The sequence below is a fragment of the Sedimentitalea arenosa genome (assembly GCF_016428585.1).
Taxonomy (GTDB): Bacteria; Pseudomonadota; Alphaproteobacteria; order Rhodobacterales; family Rhodobacteraceae; genus Sedimentitalea; species Sedimentitalea arenosa.
Genome location: NZ_JAELVR010000005.1, coordinates 108,640 through 123,048, shown reverse-complemented (window position 1 = coordinate 123,048; position 14,409 = coordinate 108,640). Strand labels below are relative to the sequence as shown.

Sequence of the window (14,409 nt, the reverse complement as noted above, 5' to 3'; positions counted from 1 at the left end):
ATCCCGCTGCGACGGAATTCGTCAACATGTCGAACAAGGCCTTCAACACGGTCTTTGCCAGCGATTTCTCGTACTTTGAGAACCTCAACGAGATCGCCCAGGAAGAACCCATCTACGCGATCAGCCCGGAGGTGCGCGGCGCGATCGCATCCATCGGTATCGTCAGGGGTCAGCCCTTCGCCCCGGACGCCCGAATGAAGACGCTGCTGACAGAGGCGGCCACTCTGGCAGACGCCACGTCGCGCGCCATCACCTACAATCCGCGTATTGACGGTGTACGGATTTATCCCGATGACACGAACAGCGTCTGGTCCACGGCCTTCGCGAACGAGAACACCAATTTCGAAGCCGACGGCACGATGGGCCTCGACGCGCGGGTGCTCTACTACTTCAATGCCGGCGGTGTCACCCCGGCCATGGCGACCTCGCGCGCAGGCGAAGGCTCGGACTATGCGCTCGCACTTCTCGACGCCAACAAGCAGGCGTTCGACGGCGCAAAGACCTACAGGCTCCATCTTCCCAAGGACGTGCCGGTCAACGACTTCTTGGCGGTCACAATCTACGACACGCAGACCCGCTCGCAGCTTCAGACCAGCCAGCAATTCCCGACCATCGGCAGCCAGACCAACGGCATGACCGCAAACGCAGACGGCTCTTATGACATCTCTTTCGCCCCCGAGGCCCCCGAGGGCAAGGAAGGCAACTGGCTGCAAACCGTGCCGGGCAAGAGCTGGTTCACGATCCTGCGCATGTACGGCCCGCTTGAACCCTGGATCAACAAGACCTGGCGGCCCTGACCGCTTATGGCGTCGTGCGGATGGCCGTCGAAACCGGCTCCGAAGCCGAGATCACGGAGATCAACGGCTATCAGGATGAAACCACCATAACGCCCCTGGCCGACTGGCTCGCCAATGGCAACAAGGGCATCGCCCAAGCCGATAGAGAGATCGTGAAGGGCGATTTCCTTATCCCCGAAGGTCTGCCCGACTATCAGTTCGGTCAGGTCGACAAACAGACCGCCGAACAGTATTTCACTCTGCTGAGTGTAATCCTGAACGATCCGACCATGCCAACCATGAAGGATTCCATCATGGAAGCCGACATGCTCAAGCAGCTTGAAACGTTCAACATCGGCAAGGGTCTGACCTTTGACTGGGCCAAACTGACGGCAGCACAGCAAGCGGCATTGGAGACCGGGTTCAAAGCCGGGTTTGACAACGTGCGCAAGACGCTGAAGTCCAACATGATCAACATGAACGGCTGGGGTGTCGTGCGCAATGATGGCGGATTCGAAACCCGCTGGATGGACCGCGCGATCATCGCCGATGCCGCCTGGGCCGCACCGGACAAGAACATCTCGCATGGTGGCGCGTTCCTGTTCACCGATTCCGAAGGCAAACCGTTTGACGGCAGCCACAACTACACCCTCACCTTCGACATGAACGATCTGCCGCCGGTCTCTCAATTCTGGTCCATGCCGATTTACAGCGCCGAAGGCCATTTCGTAGCCAATGAGATCAACCGCTACACCGTCAACAGTTTCATGCTGAATTCTGGTGAACTGGTCGCCAAGGACGGCAAGCTGGAGATCCATATTCAAAACGAAAAGCCCTCCGATCCGGATCAGGCAAAGAACTGGCTCCCGGCGCCGCCAGAAGGGTTCCGCTTCACCGCACGCTTTTGCGGCCCCTATGCTCCGCTCGGGAACGGGGCCCACGACATGCCCAAAATGGTCAAAGCGCAATAAGCCATCACAGGTGACTGCGGATGGGGTTTGCCAACCAGGCTAGCCCAACCCGGTTCCGCTTGTATGCCTCGCTGGAGTCCTGGTTCAAAAAATCCTGGCAGCGTGACGTGAAAGAAACTGGCGGCGGCGCATCCACCGCACCAATCAAGGTAACCCAATGAAGTCTTCCCATACCGCGGCAGCATCGGTTCGTTTCGCGCCCTCCCCAACGAGAGCTGCGCCAGCATCATTCAAAATATTGCGTCTGCAGCGAGTGGCCGAAAGCTCCATGTTGCTGGTTGCTGGAAGCCTCCAACTTTTGCACTTGCAGCGAATGGTCGGTTCGACGGGCCGCAACGCAGCAGGATGAGATCAGGTCGAGTGACCGCTCTGGGCCGCTAGCGACACCAAGAAGGAAGAGTCAAAAGCGTGCATCTGCGGCGAGGGATCGAATGATGTCTCCGCAAGGGGAGGAAGCCATCCTTGGAGTGAAAAGAGTCGCGTGTGAACGCTAGTGATATGGCCTTCACATAGCGCAAGATGCTTTGAGCCTGGCCAGCTCTTTAGAATTGCGGTCTCCTTGCTTTGGCAATTGGGCTGCTGCACCGCTGGGCTACCGCCAGCGCGCGGCCAGGAACCCGGCCAGTCGCCGTGGCATGCCACCGTCGAATTCCATAATGGCGGCTCGCTCCTCGAAGGCATCTTCCCGATCGGTCAGGACCTTGCGCGCGGGCGTTTGTTGCTGCGGCAATTGCGGCATTTGCGGCAAATGCCTGGATGGGTCGGCTGGGTTGCCTTCTTATTTGTCTCGTGGATCTTCGGCGGCGTAGATTTCGATCATGTTTTCAAAGCACGCCCTGACGCGCGCCTTGTCAGCGAGGGTCATGACGTCGACCCCGCGCACACGACCCGCCAGTATGTCTTGCTTACAGAACCGTCAATCAACTGCTTGCCGGCTTCACGAGCAAGCCAGCCATGCTCTTCCAGTTTCTGAATGCTGCGGGACAAGGTGCCGTCGCACAGGTGCCCGGGGCCGTTTTTTCATCATCGTGCGCTTGTCGATGGAGTCCTCGTGCCACTTCTGGCGGATCCAAGACCGCAACTCCTCCGCTTGGCAGAGTTCTTCGTCGGGTCGCCTCCTATCGGTCATGCACAGCATTTCCGACAGGTCCCATTCCATCATGCCGATGCCATTCGACATCGCCTCCGATGTGCCCGCGGGCGCGTTTTCATCGGCGAATATGGTTTGGATACCGGCAACGGGACGTCACACGACCCTGGCAAAGAGGTCTTTCCGAACCTCTCGTCCTACATCGAGAATGATGAGATCCGGCTGCCGGTCGCGGCGACCTATCCCTTGGAGCAAATCGCGCAGGCGCAGGAGGATTCCAGCAAAAAGGGCCACGCAGGGAAGATCGTGCTGATCCCGCCGCAATAAGCGCTCAAGCGAGGTCTTTGGCGATCTCGCGGAAGACCGCCATCGCAGCCTTCGCCCGGGCGCTCGGAACGCGCCCGCGACGGCTGATCGCCCAAAGGTCGAGATGGCGCTGTACCGACAGTTGCGCGACGCGCACCCGATCCGCCTCCGTGAAGGCGGCGAGCCCACTGCGCGGCAGCAACGTGTAGCCCACCCCCTCGGCAACCGGCGCGGGGATTTGCCCAATCTGGTTCACCGTCGTCCGCACCTTGAGCCTGTCCGCGCCCGCGTAGTCCTCGGGGAAGTTTTTCGCCAGCAAATCGTCTGCATAGCCTCCGGCATCGGGATGGGAAACCAACCCGAGCGTTTCGAGGTCTTTGAGACTGCGGGGAGTCTCCGCGTGCTGTGGCAGAAGCAGGCACAGTTCTTCGCGCCCGAGATGCACGGCCTCGATCCGGGGATGCCCGGGGTCCCGGCCCATGAGTCCGAGGTCGAATTCCCCTTCCAGGATCCCCGCCAGAACCCGCCGCTGAGGCGCGGCCTCGACATGGATGTTGAGGCCCGGAGCAGCGCGCATCATCGCGATGGCACGCGGATAGTAGAGCATTGCAAAGCTGCCCGAGCAGGCGATGCTCAAGGTACCTTTTTCCGGATCGTCCCGTGTCAGAGCGTCTTGCAGGTGCCGCTCTTGTACGCGCCGAGACAGGCCGAGATCACGCAGGGCCTCGCCCGCTGCGGTCAGGGTGAAGCTCTTGCCGTCCTGCGCGATCAGGGGCTGACCGACCTGCCGCTCCAGCTTGCGCAGGTGCTGCGACACCCCCGGCTGCGTCATGTTCAGCCGCTGCGCCGCGCGGGTGAAATGGCCCTCTTCGGCCAGCACGGTAAAGGTCTCGATCCAGGTGGCGTTCAGCATGGTATGATAGCGTTTCGTTTGGATCTTGATGATAAATGATAATTTCACAAAAGGGCTCGTGCTGTCTACATCCCTGACAGACGCAAACGCCAGGAGACGCAACATGACACCGCGCATCTTTTCCCACATCGGCCTCTCGGTCCCGGATCTCGACGCCGCCGTGAAATTCTACTCCGAGATCATGGGCTTCTACGTGCTCATGCAACCCAGCGAAGTCACAGAGGACGACACCGCCATCGGCGTGATGTGTACCGACGTCTTCGGCCCCGGCTGGGAGCGGCTTCGCATAGCACACCTGTCCACCGGAGACGGCATCGGGATCGAGCTTTTCGAATTCGCGGGCAACCACGCTCCGGAGGACAACTTCGCCTATCGTCGCCACGGCACCTTTCACTTCGCGATCCAGGACCCCGACCTCGAAGGCCTGCTGGAACGGATCGTCGCGGCAGGTGGCAAGCAGCGGATGCCCGTGCGCGAATACTTCCCGGGCGAGAAGCCCTACCGGATGGTCTACGTCGAGGACCCCTTCGGCAACGTCTTTGAACTCTACAGCCACAGTTACGAGCTGACCTATTCCGCCGGGGCTTATGCCTGAATGGCTTGATCGTTCCGGAAAAGAGAAGGTTTCGGAAATCTGAACAACCGGGACAAGTCGACTTTTCGCGCAACAGCGGCATGAGGCTGCAAGCGAGGAGAAGACCATGGCAAGTCGCACGGCAAGACATGCGTTGTTGGCCACCGTGTATTGAGTGGTATTACCTCCAGAAACTTCAATGGCCTATGGTTGCGCGACGCACCCGCTGCCACCGGCCCGCACAAGACATTCCAAAATCGTTGCAAACGTTGGAGCGACAAGGGCAACTTCGCCGGAATGATGGCCGGTCCGGCCGCCGAGCATGGCGAGAAAAATGCGGTGATGGTCGACACCATCTACCTGAACGCGCACCGCACGACGACCCGCTTGGGCGTCAAGAAGGCGGCGTGGACGTCTGATTGGCCCAACCGAGGGCAGGATCCACGCCGGCTGCACGCCATCTGCGGCAGTCCGGGGCGTCCTCTCGGCCTCTTCTTCCCGTCAGGGCAAGTCAGCGACAACCTCGGCGCGCGACCCTTGTTGGGCCGATTGCGAATAACGGTACGGCGTCTCGGGGGCAGTGACCATGACGCCGATCGGTTCCGGGACGCGTTGAAAGACAAAGGCATACGCGCCTGTATCCCTTGCCGGGAACAGAGAGAAAACGGTGAAATACGACAAGCGCCGCTACAAACGGCGCAACCGGATCGGGAGATGTTTGGCAAGTTCACCTTCTGGCGGCACGCGGCGACCCGATCCGAGAGATGCCCAAGGGTTTTCCTGCCAGTCATCGCACTCGCGACAACCAATTTATCGGCTATGAGTGCTGAGCCCCGGGGACCGCACTACGCCATCGCCAAACAGATACGGCAACAGATCCGGACCAGACCGAATGACCCCGCGGACATATCCGCGGGGCAAGCCTTACATCTCCGCACTGAAAGACGCCGGTCCGTCCCGCTCAGTGCTTCAGCACATCGGCGAACTGGTCGCGCAGGTCGCGTTTCAGGACCTTTCCGGTCGCGTTCAGCGGCAGCGCGTCGATGAAGACGACCTTGTCGGGCACCTGCCAGCTGGCGATCTTGCCTTCGTAGAAGGCCAGGAGCTCCTCTTCGGTGGGCGCCTCTCCCTCGGCCTTCACCGCCACAAGGACCGGGCGTTCGTCCCATTTCGGGTGATGCACCCCGATCACCGCGGCATTGGCCAGTTTCGGGTGGGCGACCGCGATGTTCTCCAGCTCCACCGAGCTGATCCATTCGCCGCCCGACTTGATGATGTCCTTGGAGCGGTCGCGGATCGTCAGGAACCCGTCCGCGTCGATCGTGCCCACGTCGCCGGTGGCGAACCAGCCGTCCTGCAGCAGCGTCCGGTCCTGCATGCGGAAGTAGCTGTCCAGCACCCAATGCCCGCGCACCATCAGGTCGCCCTGGCTCTTGCCGTCATTGGGCAGGGTGTTGCCCTCGTCATCGACGATCTTCAGCTCGACGCCGAAAGGCGGACGTCCCTGGCTCTCGCGCAGGCGATGCTGCGCCTCCTCGGGCAGCTCGCGATGCTTGGCGAGCGGGATGTTGACCGACCCCAGCGGGCTCATCTCGGACATGCCCCAGGCGTGGATCGTGTCGACGCCGAAATCGTCGCGGAACTGCTTCATCATCGAGGGCGGACAGGCCGAGCCGCCGACCACCGTGCGCTGCAGGCTCTCGAGCTTGCTGCCCATGCCCTTGGCATGCGCCAGCAGCCCCAGCCAGATCGTCGGCACGCCCAGCGCCATCGTCACCTTGTGCCCGTCGATCAGCTTGACCAGGCTCTCCCCGTCCAGCCCCGGCCCCGGCATCACCAGCCGGCTGCCCGCCATCGCGGCGCAATAGGGCACGCCCCAGGCGTTGACGTGGAACATCGGCACCACCGGCATCACCACGTCCATCGCCGTCAGCCCCAGCGTGTCGGCGAGGTTGGCGGCGAAACTGTGCAGCAGCGTCGAGCGGTGCGAATAGAGCACGCCCTTGGGGTTGCCCGTGGTGCCCGAGGTATAGCAGAGGCTCGACGCGGTGTTCTCGTCGAATTGCGGCCACTCGAACTCCGCATCCCCGGTCTCGATGAACTCGTCATAGAACAGCAGCCCTGGAACCTGCTCGGCCATCGCCTCGTCGCGCGGCCCCATCAGGATCACGTGCTTCAGGTTCGGCAGGTGCTCGCGCAGCTTGGCCGCAATCGGCAAAAAGGTCGCGTCCAGGAACAGCACCTGGTCGTCGGCATGGTTGATGATGTAGATCAGCTGCTCGGGAAACAGGCGCGGGTTGATCGTGTGGCAGACGAACCCGGCACCCGACACACCGAAATAGATCTCCAGATGCCGCCGGTTGTTCCAGGCGATGGTGCCGCAACGCGCCTGCGGGTCCAGCCCCAGCTTGCTCAGCGCCGAGCCCAGCCTGCGCGCATTGGCGGCCACCTCGCGCCAGGTGGTCGTCGTCGCGCCGCCGGCGGTCTCCACCGACACGATCTCCGTGTCGCCATGGTATTTCGCGGCATGGTCGATCAAGGACGAGATCAACAGGGGGGCGGTCATCATCTGGCCCAGCATGGCAGGTTCCTTCCTCGGTCCGGCGCGGTGGCCGGCGACTGGTTTGCGTTGTCTTGAAACAGCGACCCTCGCGCATCATCCGGTGCGCGCGTCGGGGTCTGTCTCCTCCCTGGCGTCAAATTACAGCGAATGCGCGGCTTGGCAACATCGGGCTTGCCCCTTTCGCCGGCTGTGGATACCGCTCGGCGCATGATCCTGCGATATCACACCCCGCTCACGCCCGAGGAGCAACGCGCCTTCGGCATCGAAACACCGCAGCCCGTCGCGCTGGCCGACAAGGTCCGCTATGCCGAGCTGGACGTGCTCAACCACGTCAACAACAAGGCCTACATGGGCTGGTTCGAATCGCTGCGCGTCGCGTATTTCTCCCGCGTCTGCGCCCCCTTCTACGAAGATCAGCCGCTGCCGCGCACGGTGCTGCGCAGCGCCGAGATGCAGTTCCTGCGCGAGATGGTAATGGGCGAGGATTACGTCGCCACCGCCCGCGTCACCGCCTTCCGCACCACCTCCTTCACGATCCGGCAGGAATTGTGGTCGGGCGATCTGCGCGCGACGATGACCGGCATCATGGTCATGATGCGCCCGGACGGATCGGGCAGATGGCCCCTGCCCGACGCCCTGCGCCAGCGGTTCCTGCAGGACGGCGCGACCGCCGAAAGCTAGGCGGGCCGCCCCGCGCTCCGCAGAAAATCGATCAGCGCCGCGGTCGATCCGTCCTTGCCATCCGTGCCGTCTTGGCCATCGACCATCGGCCCCAGCGAGGTGGCCAGTTCCTTGCCCAGTTCGACGCCCCACTGGTCAAAGGAATTGATCCCCAGGATCACCCCCTCGACGAACACCCGGTGTTCATAGAGCGCGATGATCCGGCCCAGCGTGAACGGGGTCAGCTGCGGATAGGCCAGCGTCACCGACGGCCGGTTGCCGGGAAACACCCGGTGCCGCGCCTGGCGTTCCAGCTCCTCCGCATCCAGGCCCCGATCCGCCAGCACGGCGCGCGCCGCATCCAGCGGGCGCCCGATCATCAGGGCTTCGGACTGCGCGAGGCAATTGGCGACCAGCAGCCGGTGCTGGTGCGCCAGGTCCGGCTCGTGTCCCCGCGCCGCGATCAGGAACTCGCAGGGCACCACGTCCGTCCCCTGGTGCAGCAACTGGAAAAAAGCGTGCTGGCCGTCGGTTCCGGGTTCGCCCCAGACCACGGGAGCGGTCCGGCCTTCGACCACCCGGCCGTCGATCTCGACCCGCTTGCCGTTGGATTCCATTTCAAGCTGCTGCAGATAGGCCGGCAACCGGGCGAGGCGCTGGTCATAGGGCAGCACCGCGCGGGTCGGATAACCGCAGACATGGGCATGCCACAGCCCGACCAGACCCAGCATCACCGGCAGGTTGTCCGTCCAGTCCGCAGTGCGGAAATGCGCGTCCATCGCCTGCCCGCCGCGTAAAAAGGCGTCGAACGCATCCGGCCCGATCGCCAGCATCAGCGCAAGGCCCACCGGCCCCCAGACCGAATACCGCCCGCCGACCCAGTCCTCGAACCCGAAGACCTGCGCGCTTGGCACCCCGAAGGCGGCGGTGCGCTCGGGCGCGGTCGACACGGCGGCGAACTGGGTTGACGCGTCGCCGCCGCCCGCCTCCATCCAGGCGCGCGCGGTGCGGGCGTTGGTCATGGTCTCGACGGTGGTGAAGGTCTTTGACACCACGATGACCAGCGTGCGCGTCGCATCCAGCCCGCACAGCGTGTCGGCGATATCAGCCCCGTCCACGTTCGACACGAAATGACAGCGCGGCCCGTCGTGATAGGGCGCCAGCGCCCGCGTCGCCATCGCCGGACCCAGGTCCGAGCCGCCGATGCCGATGTTCACCACGTCGGTGATCGCCCCCCCGGCCCCGCGCAGCTCGCCCCGTCGCACGCGGCCGGCAAAGTCGCGCATCCGGTCGAGCGTGGCGCGCACCCCCGGCATCACGTCGCGGCCCTCCACCCGCACCGGACCACCGTCGAGGTTGCGCAGCGCCGTGTGCAGCACCGCGCGGCCTTCGGTGGTGTTGATCGCGGCCCCCGTGAACATCGCCTCGCGCCGCGCGGCCAGCCCGGCTGCGTCACAGAGCGCGATCAGCGCGCGCCGCACCTCTTGCGTCACGGCGGTCTTGGAAAAATCGAGCAGCATGTCGTCCAGCCGCAGACTGAACGCCGCGGCCCGGCCAGGATCCTCGGCAAAAAGATCGGCGATGCGCTGCCCGGTACCCGCGGCGTGCAACGCCTTCAGAGGGGCCCAGTCCACCATGGCTACTCGGCCCAGTGCACGGTCATGTCGTCCATCACCGCCCGTATCGGCGCCTCTTCGGGCGGCAGCGTCATCGCCCGGTCCAGCGCCGCACGCTTGTCGGCGCCGAAGATCACCAGGTGCTTGCTCATCGCGTCATCCAGAACCCGCGCCGACAGGCTGATCCGTGGTTCCGGCGCGGCGTCCGGGCGCATCGCCACCACCGTCGGCGCATCCGCCGCCAGGGCCGCGTCCAGACCCGCGCACCCGGGAAACAGCGACGCCGTGTGCATGTCCGCCCCCATTCCCAGCAGCAGGACCGAGATCGGCAGGTCCGGCGCGATCCGCGCGGCGATCTCCGCCACCGCGTCCTCGGGGCGTGCGGTGTCGGACTGCAGCGACACGTAACGCGCCGCCGCCGCCCGCCCGGTCAGCAACCGCTCGCGGATCAGCCGCCCGTTGGCGCGCGGATCGTCCGGCGCGACCCACCGCTCGTCCGTGGGCAGCACGTGCAGCCTGTCCCAGGGCAGGTCGGCGGCGCAGAGCACGTCGAAGATCGGCCCTGGCGTCGTGCCGCCGGGCACCGCCAGCGAGGCTTTGTCATGGGTCAGCAGACAGGATTTCAGCGCCCCGGCGAGCATGTCGGCGATGCCCACGGCGGCCATGTCCCGGTCGGCGTAGTCGATGATCTTCACGGCTTGATCCCCCTCCAGGCCCGGTGGTCACGTTTCATCAGCAGGTCGGCATCCCCGGGCCCGGTGCTGCCGCTGTCGTAAGGCTTGGGCACCTCGCCCCGGCTCTGCCAGCCCGCGATGATCGGGTCGGTCCAGGCCCAGGCGGCCTCGACCTCGTCGCCGCGCATGAACAGGGTCTGGTTGCCCCGGATCACGTCCATGATGAGCCGTTCATAGGCATCGGGCGGGTCCTCCCCGTCCGGGCCCAGCGCCTCGGCAAAGGTCATGTCCAGCGGCACGTCCACCAGCCGCATGCCGCCGGGTCCGGGCTCCTTGATCGTCACCTGCAGCGTGATGCCCTCGTTCGGCTGCAACCGGATCGACAGCACGTTCGCATGTCGCCCCGCCTCCTGCCCGAAGATCGAATGCGGCGCGTCCTTGAACATCACGTTGATCACCGAGGAGCGCGCCACCAGCCGCTTGCCGGTGCGCAGGTAGAAGGGCGTGCCCGCCCAGCGCCAGTTGCTCACGTGGGTCTTCAGCGCGATGTAGCTTTCGGTGCGGCTGCGCGGATCGTTCACCGCCTCGCGATAGCCCGGATGTTCGCCGTCCTGCGCCAGGTACTGGCCACGCACGATGTGATGCGGCTCCACCGGGTCGAGCGCCCGGATCACCTTGAGCTTCTCGTCCCGCACCGCGTCCGGATCGAACTTGGCCGGCGGCTCCATCGCGATCAGGCACAGAAGCTGCATCAGGTGGTTCTGCACCATGTCCCGCATCGCGCCCGCGGTGTCGTAATATTCGCCGCGCCCGCCCACGCCCACGGTCTCGGCCACGGTGATCTGGATGTGATCCACGTACTGGCTGTTCCAGAGCGGCTCGAACAGCATGTTCCCGAAGCGGATCGCCATCAGGTTCTGCACCGTCTCCTTGCCCAGGTAATGGTCGATCCGGTAGATCTGGCCCTCGTCGAAATGCGCGGCCAGCGTGGCGTTCAACTCCCGCGCGCTCGCCAGGTCGTGGCCAAAGGGCTTCTCCACCACGATCCGCGCCAGTTCACTCGCCATCCCGTGCAGGTGGATGCGCTCGGCCAGGTCGCCGAACAGCCCCGGCCCGACCGAGAAATAGAACGCCCGCACCATCTCCGGCCGCATCAGCGCCGCAAGGTCCTCCCAGCCATCGCTGCCGCGCGCATCGATCCGCACATAGTCGAGCCGCGCCAGAAACCCGTCCAGCGTACCGTCCTCGCAGGCCCGCCCGCCGGAGACCTCGCGCACCGACTCCGCCACCAGCGCGCGGTAATCCTCGCTGGACAGCGCCGACCGCGCCGCCCCCACGATGCGCGCCTCCTCGGGCATCTGGCCGGCGCAATAGCGGCGGAACAACCCCGGCAGGATCTTGCGCCGCGCCAAATCGCCGGTGCCGCCAAAGATCACCAGGTCGAACGGATCGACGGGTATGACGCGCGAGACCATGGGCTGTCCTGACATTTGGGCCGGCGGGGCCGACCTGGGATTGCGCCCCAGTTACATCATCCGCACCCCGGATCACAACTGTGTCACAGCGCGGACGGCGACTTTCACCCCTGCCCCGGCTTGGATAGACAGCCCCCATGACAACAGGAACGGACCGCCCATGAAAGATCTCGACGCCGCCACCGCCAATTCGGGCAAGTTTCGGGATCCCCACGTCACCGCCGACGGCCAGACCCGCGCGTCCGTCGCGCTCAGCCATCCGGAAACGCTCTGGTTCAACACCGGCACGCTCTGCAATATCGAATGTGCCAACTGCTATATCCTGTCCAGCCCGACCAACGACGCGCTGGTCTACATCACCCGCGCCGAGGTCGAGACCTATCTCGACCAGGTCACCGCCCGCGGCTGGCCCCTGCGCGAGATCGGCTTCACCGGCGGCGAACCCTTCATGAACCCGCAGATGATCGACATGGCCGGCGCGGCACTGCAGCGCGGCTACGAGGTCCTGATCCTCACCAACGCGATGCGCCCGATGATGCGCAAGTCCGTGCGCGCGGGGCTTCTGGCGCTGCAGGCCGACCATGGCGACCGGCTCACCCTGCGCATCTCGCTCGACCATTTCCGCCCCGAGGTGCACGACCGCGAACGCGGCGCGGGCAGCTACGACAAGACGCTCGAAGGGATGCGCTGGCTGCGCGACGCCGGGCTGCGGATGACGGTCGCCGGGCGCTCGGTCTGGGCCGACAGCGACGCCGAAAGCCGCGCGGGCTATGCCGCGCTCTTCGCCCGCGAGGGCTTTGACATCGACGCGTCCGACCCCGGCCAGACCGTGCTCTTCCCGGAAATGGACGAAACCGCCGAAGTGCCCGAGATCACCACCGCCTGCTGGGACATCCTCGGCAAGAGCCCGCGCGACGTGATGTGCGCCTCCTCGCGCATGGTGGTCAAGCGGAAGGGGGCGGCGCACCCCACCGTGCTGGCCTGCACGCTGCTGCCCTACACGCCCGAATTCGAGCTGGGCGAAACCCTCGCCGAGGCCGAGCGCGACGTGCAGCTGAACCATCCCCATTGCGCCAAGTTCTGCGTTCTGGGCGGGGCCAGCTGTTCGGCGTGAACCCGATTACCGACCGGACCGCCAAGGCGCGCTATACTCGGGGCAGAATCACTTGAAAGGTCCGGTTTGCCCCGACTCCTCGCCGTTTTCCTTCTCGCCGTCCTGCTGCCCCTGACCGCCGCCGCCGACCGCCGCATCGGCCTCGTGATCGGCAACGACGCCTACAGCGACGTCGCGCCGCTAGACAAGGCCGTCGCCGATGCCGAGGCGATCGCCGCCACCCTGCGCGCACAGGGGTTCGAGATCCTCACCACCACAGATGCCGACCGGCGCGAGATGAACCGCAGCATCTCGACCTTCACCAGCCGCCTGCAACCGGGCGACACGGCCTTCATGTTCTATGCCGGCCACGGGGTCGAGATCGACGGCGAGAACTACCTGCTGCCCACCGACATCGTCGCCCCCGCCTCGGGCGAGCGCGATTTCATCAAGTCCGAGTCCATCGCCCTGTCGGCCCTGCTCGACCGGGTCCGCGCGACCGGGGCGCGAATGACCATCGCGATCATCGACGCCTGCCGCAACAACCCGTTCGAAACCACGACCGGGCGCAGCATCGGCGGCACCCGCGGCCTCGGCCGGATCACCGCGCCGCAGGGCACCTTCGTCATCTTCTCCGCCGGGGCCGGGCAACTGGCGCTGGACGAGCTGACCGAGGACGACCCGGCGCGCAACTCCGTCTTCACGCGGGCGCTGCTGCCGCGCCTGTCGACGCCGGGGCTCGAACTGCGCGCGCTGGTGGCCGATCTGCGCGTCGACGTGCGCCGGTTGGCCCGCACCGTGAACCACCAGCAATTCCCGGCCTATTACGACGAATTGCTGGGCGACTTCTATTTCGCCCCTGCCGACAGCGCCGCGCCCGACCCGTCACCGGATACGGCAGAGCCATCCGAAGCGGACCCCCAGGCGCGCATGGCCGCCCTTCCCCCGGACCAGATGCGGCAGGATTTCGACCTGGCCCGCTCGATCGGCACGGCGGCCGCCTTGCAGGCCTTCCTCGATCGCTATGCGGACCGGTCCGAGGCGTTCTCCTATCGCATGGCCGAACACCTGCTGGCGCAAACGGACAAGGCCGGGACAGACACGCCCGACGCGCCCCCGCCCGCGCCCGCGCCCCCCGCCGTTGCGCCGGATCGCCGCGCCATCATCCGCGACACCCAGCAGGCCCTCAACGCGGCGGGCTGTTCCGCCGGCACCGCCGACGGCATCATCGGCGCGCGCACCCGCAGCGCCTTCCAGCGCTTCATCACCGACACCGGGGCCAATCTCGCACCCACCGATCTGGGCACCGGTCGCGCGCTCGCCCTGCTGCGCGACTCCGCCGGCCGCCGCTGCAAGGCCGTCGTCGCGCAACCCGCTCCCGACACACCGGGCCAGCGCGGCGGCGTCGATCTTTCCGGCTCCTGGCAATTCCGCGCCAAGTGCCCGCTCTTCATCCAGACCACCGGCACCGTCCGGTATCGCCGCACCGGGCCCAACACGTTCAGCGGCCCGCTCACCGACTCTCTGGGCCAGACCGCCGCGACGCAGGTCACGCTGGACGGGCGCAAGATGAATTTCGTGCTCCGGTTTCCCACCGCGACGATCTACGCCAGCGGCACGCTGTCTGCCGATGGCAACAGCTACACCAACGTCGCCACGAACGGATGCAGCGCCACCGTCTGGCGCGCCGGCTGACCC

General features: G+C 65.4%; 13 protein-coding genes and 1 pseudogene. 9 read left to right on the top strand and 5 right to left on the bottom strand.

What is annotated here, in order from left to right:
• Nucleotides 1-26 precede the first annotated feature (26 nt).
• From JF290_RS19765 to JF290_RS08705, 4 genes are all read left to right on the top strand, one after another.
• The gene (locus JF290_RS19765; protein WP_328701229.1) at nt 27-797 is read left to right on the top strand and encodes a DUF1214 domain-containing protein; all 771 of its coding nucleotides are present in this window, start codon (nt 27-29) and stop codon (nt 795-797) included.
• A gap of 20 nt (nt 798-817) precedes the next feature.
• Nucleotides 818-1,747, top strand: coding sequence for a DUF1214 domain-containing protein (locus JF290_RS08715; protein WP_233155221.1), 930 nt, complete (start codon nt 818-820; stop codon nt 1,745-1,747).
• A gap of 559 nt (nt 1,748-2,306) precedes the next feature.
• Nucleotides 2,307-2,720 (top strand): hypothetical protein, encoded by a 414-nt coding sequence (locus JF290_RS08710; protein ID WP_199024469.1) that lies wholly within the window; start codon nt 2,307-2,309, stop codon nt 2,718-2,720.
• 78 nt (nt 2,721-2,798) lie between these two features.
• Nucleotides 2,799-3,164: a zinc-binding dehydrogenase gene (locus tag JF290_RS08705; protein ID WP_328701223.1), complete on the top strand. Its 366-nt coding sequence runs from the start codon at nt 2,799-2,801 to the stop codon at nt 3,162-3,164.
• A 4-nt stretch (nt 3,165-3,168) separates the two neighbouring features.
• Here the strand turns inward: JF290_RS08705 and JF290_RS08700 are convergent, their stop codons facing one another.
• The gene (locus JF290_RS08700) at nt 3,169-4,056 is read right to left on the bottom strand and encodes a LysR family transcriptional regulator (protein ID WP_199024467.1); all 888 of its coding nucleotides are present in this window, start codon (nt 4,054-4,056) and stop codon (nt 3,169-3,171) included.
• 103 nt (nt 4,057-4,159) lie between these two features.
• Between JF290_RS08700 and JF290_RS08695 the strand changes: the two genes are divergently transcribed.
• Both JF290_RS08695 and JF290_RS08690 read left to right on the top strand, forming a co-directional pair.
• Nucleotides 4,160-4,651: a lactoylglutathione lyase family protein gene (locus tag JF290_RS08695; RefSeq protein WP_199024466.1), complete on the top strand. Its 492-nt coding sequence runs from the start codon at nt 4,160-4,162 to the stop codon at nt 4,649-4,651.
• Between the two features lie 111 nt (nt 4,652-4,762).
• A pseudogene (locus tag JF290_RS08690) lies at nt 4,763-5,437 on the top strand (IS5 family transposase); the annotation flags it as partial.
• Between the two features lie 154 nt (nt 5,438-5,591).
• Here the strand turns inward: JF290_RS08690 and JF290_RS08685 are convergent.
• Complete coding sequence (locus tag JF290_RS08685) at nt 5,592-7,211, bottom strand: long-chain-fatty-acid--CoA ligase (protein WP_199024465.1); 1,620 nt, start codon at nt 7,209-7,211, stop codon at nt 5,592-5,594.
• A 189-nt stretch (nt 7,212-7,400) separates the two neighbouring features.
• On the opposite strand from JF290_RS08685, the gene JF290_RS08680 reads away from it, so the two are divergent.
• Nucleotides 7,401-7,874, top strand: a complete 474-nt coding sequence (locus JF290_RS08680; RefSeq protein WP_199024464.1) for an acyl-CoA thioesterase — start codon at nt 7,401-7,403, stop codon at nt 7,872-7,874.
• On the opposite strand, the gene pgi is transcribed toward JF290_RS08680, so the two are convergent.
• Genes pgi through zwf form a run of 3 tightly spaced genes read right to left on the bottom strand, consistent with a single transcriptional unit; the run spans nt 7,871 to nt 11,618 of the window.
• The gene (gene pgi, locus JF290_RS08675) at nt 7,871-9,490 is read right to left on the bottom strand and encodes a glucose-6-phosphate isomerase (RefSeq protein WP_199024463.1); all 1,620 of its coding nucleotides are present in this window, start codon (nt 9,488-9,490) and stop codon (nt 7,871-7,873) included. The two genes, JF290_RS08680 and pgi, sit on opposite strands and share 4 nt — an antisense overlap.
• A 2-nt stretch (nt 9,491-9,492) precedes the next feature.
• Nucleotides 9,493-10,164, bottom strand: a complete 672-nt coding sequence (pgl, locus tag JF290_RS08670; protein WP_199024462.1) for a 6-phosphogluconolactonase — start codon at nt 10,162-10,164, stop codon at nt 9,493-9,495.
• The gene (gene zwf, locus JF290_RS08665; RefSeq protein WP_199024461.1) at nt 10,161-11,618 is read right to left on the bottom strand and encodes a glucose-6-phosphate dehydrogenase; all 1,458 of its coding nucleotides are present in this window, start codon (nt 11,616-11,618) and stop codon (nt 10,161-10,163) included. The genes pgl and zwf overlap by 4 nt, the downstream gene beginning before the upstream one ends.
• A gap of 160 nt (nt 11,619-11,778) precedes the next feature.
• Between zwf and JF290_RS08660 the strand changes: the two genes are divergently transcribed.
• Both JF290_RS08660 and JF290_RS08655 read left to right on the top strand, forming a co-directional pair.
• On the top strand, nt 11,779-12,732 hold the full coding sequence (locus tag JF290_RS08660) for a radical SAM protein (RefSeq protein WP_199024460.1): 954 nt from the start codon (nt 11,779-11,781) through the stop codon (nt 12,730-12,732).
• Nucleotides 12,733-12,798: 66 nt separating this feature from the next.
• Nucleotides 12,799-14,406 carry a caspase family protein gene (locus JF290_RS08655; protein WP_199024459.1) on the top strand — a complete coding sequence of 536 codons (1,608 nt, stop codon included), beginning with the start codon at nt 12,799-12,801 and terminating at the stop codon, nt 14,404-14,406.
• Nucleotides 14,407-14,409 lie beyond the last annotated feature (3 nt).

What these genes read in the sequence shown, in the direction of transcription:
- JF290_RS08700 (WP_199024467.1), bottom strand. Translation starts at nt 4,056, where the DNA reads ATGCTGAACGCCACCTGGATCGAGACCTTTACCGTGCTGGCCGAAGAG.
- JF290_RS19765 (WP_328701229.1), top strand. Translation starts at nt 27, where the DNA reads ATGTCGAACAAGGCCTTCAACACGGTCTTTGCCAGCGATTTCTCGTAC.
- JF290_RS08660 (WP_199024460.1), top strand. Translation starts at nt 11,779, where the DNA reads ATGAAAGATCTCGACGCCGCCACCGCCAATTCGGGCAAGTTTCGGGAT.
- zwf (WP_199024461.1), bottom strand. Translation starts at nt 11,618, where the DNA reads ATGGTCTCGCGCGTCATACCCGTCGATCCGTTCGACCTGGTGATCTTT.
- JF290_RS08695 (WP_199024466.1), top strand. Translation starts at nt 4,160, where the DNA reads ATGACACCGCGCATCTTTTCCCACATCGGCCTCTCGGTCCCGGATCTC.
- JF290_RS08680 (WP_199024464.1), top strand. Translation starts at nt 7,401, where the DNA reads ATGATCCTGCGATATCACACCCCGCTCACGCCCGAGGAGCAACGCGCC.
- JF290_RS08685 (WP_199024465.1), bottom strand. Translation starts at nt 7,211, where the DNA reads ATGCTGGGCCAGATGATGACCGCCCCCCTGTTGATCTCGTCCTTGATC.
- JF290_RS08715 (WP_233155221.1), top strand. Translation starts at nt 818, where the DNA reads ATGGCCGTCGAAACCGGCTCCGAAGCCGAGATCACGGAGATCAACGGC.
- pgi (WP_199024463.1), bottom strand. Translation starts at nt 9,490, where the DNA reads ATGGTGGACTGGGCCCCTCTGAAGGCGTTGCACGCCGCGGGTACCGGG.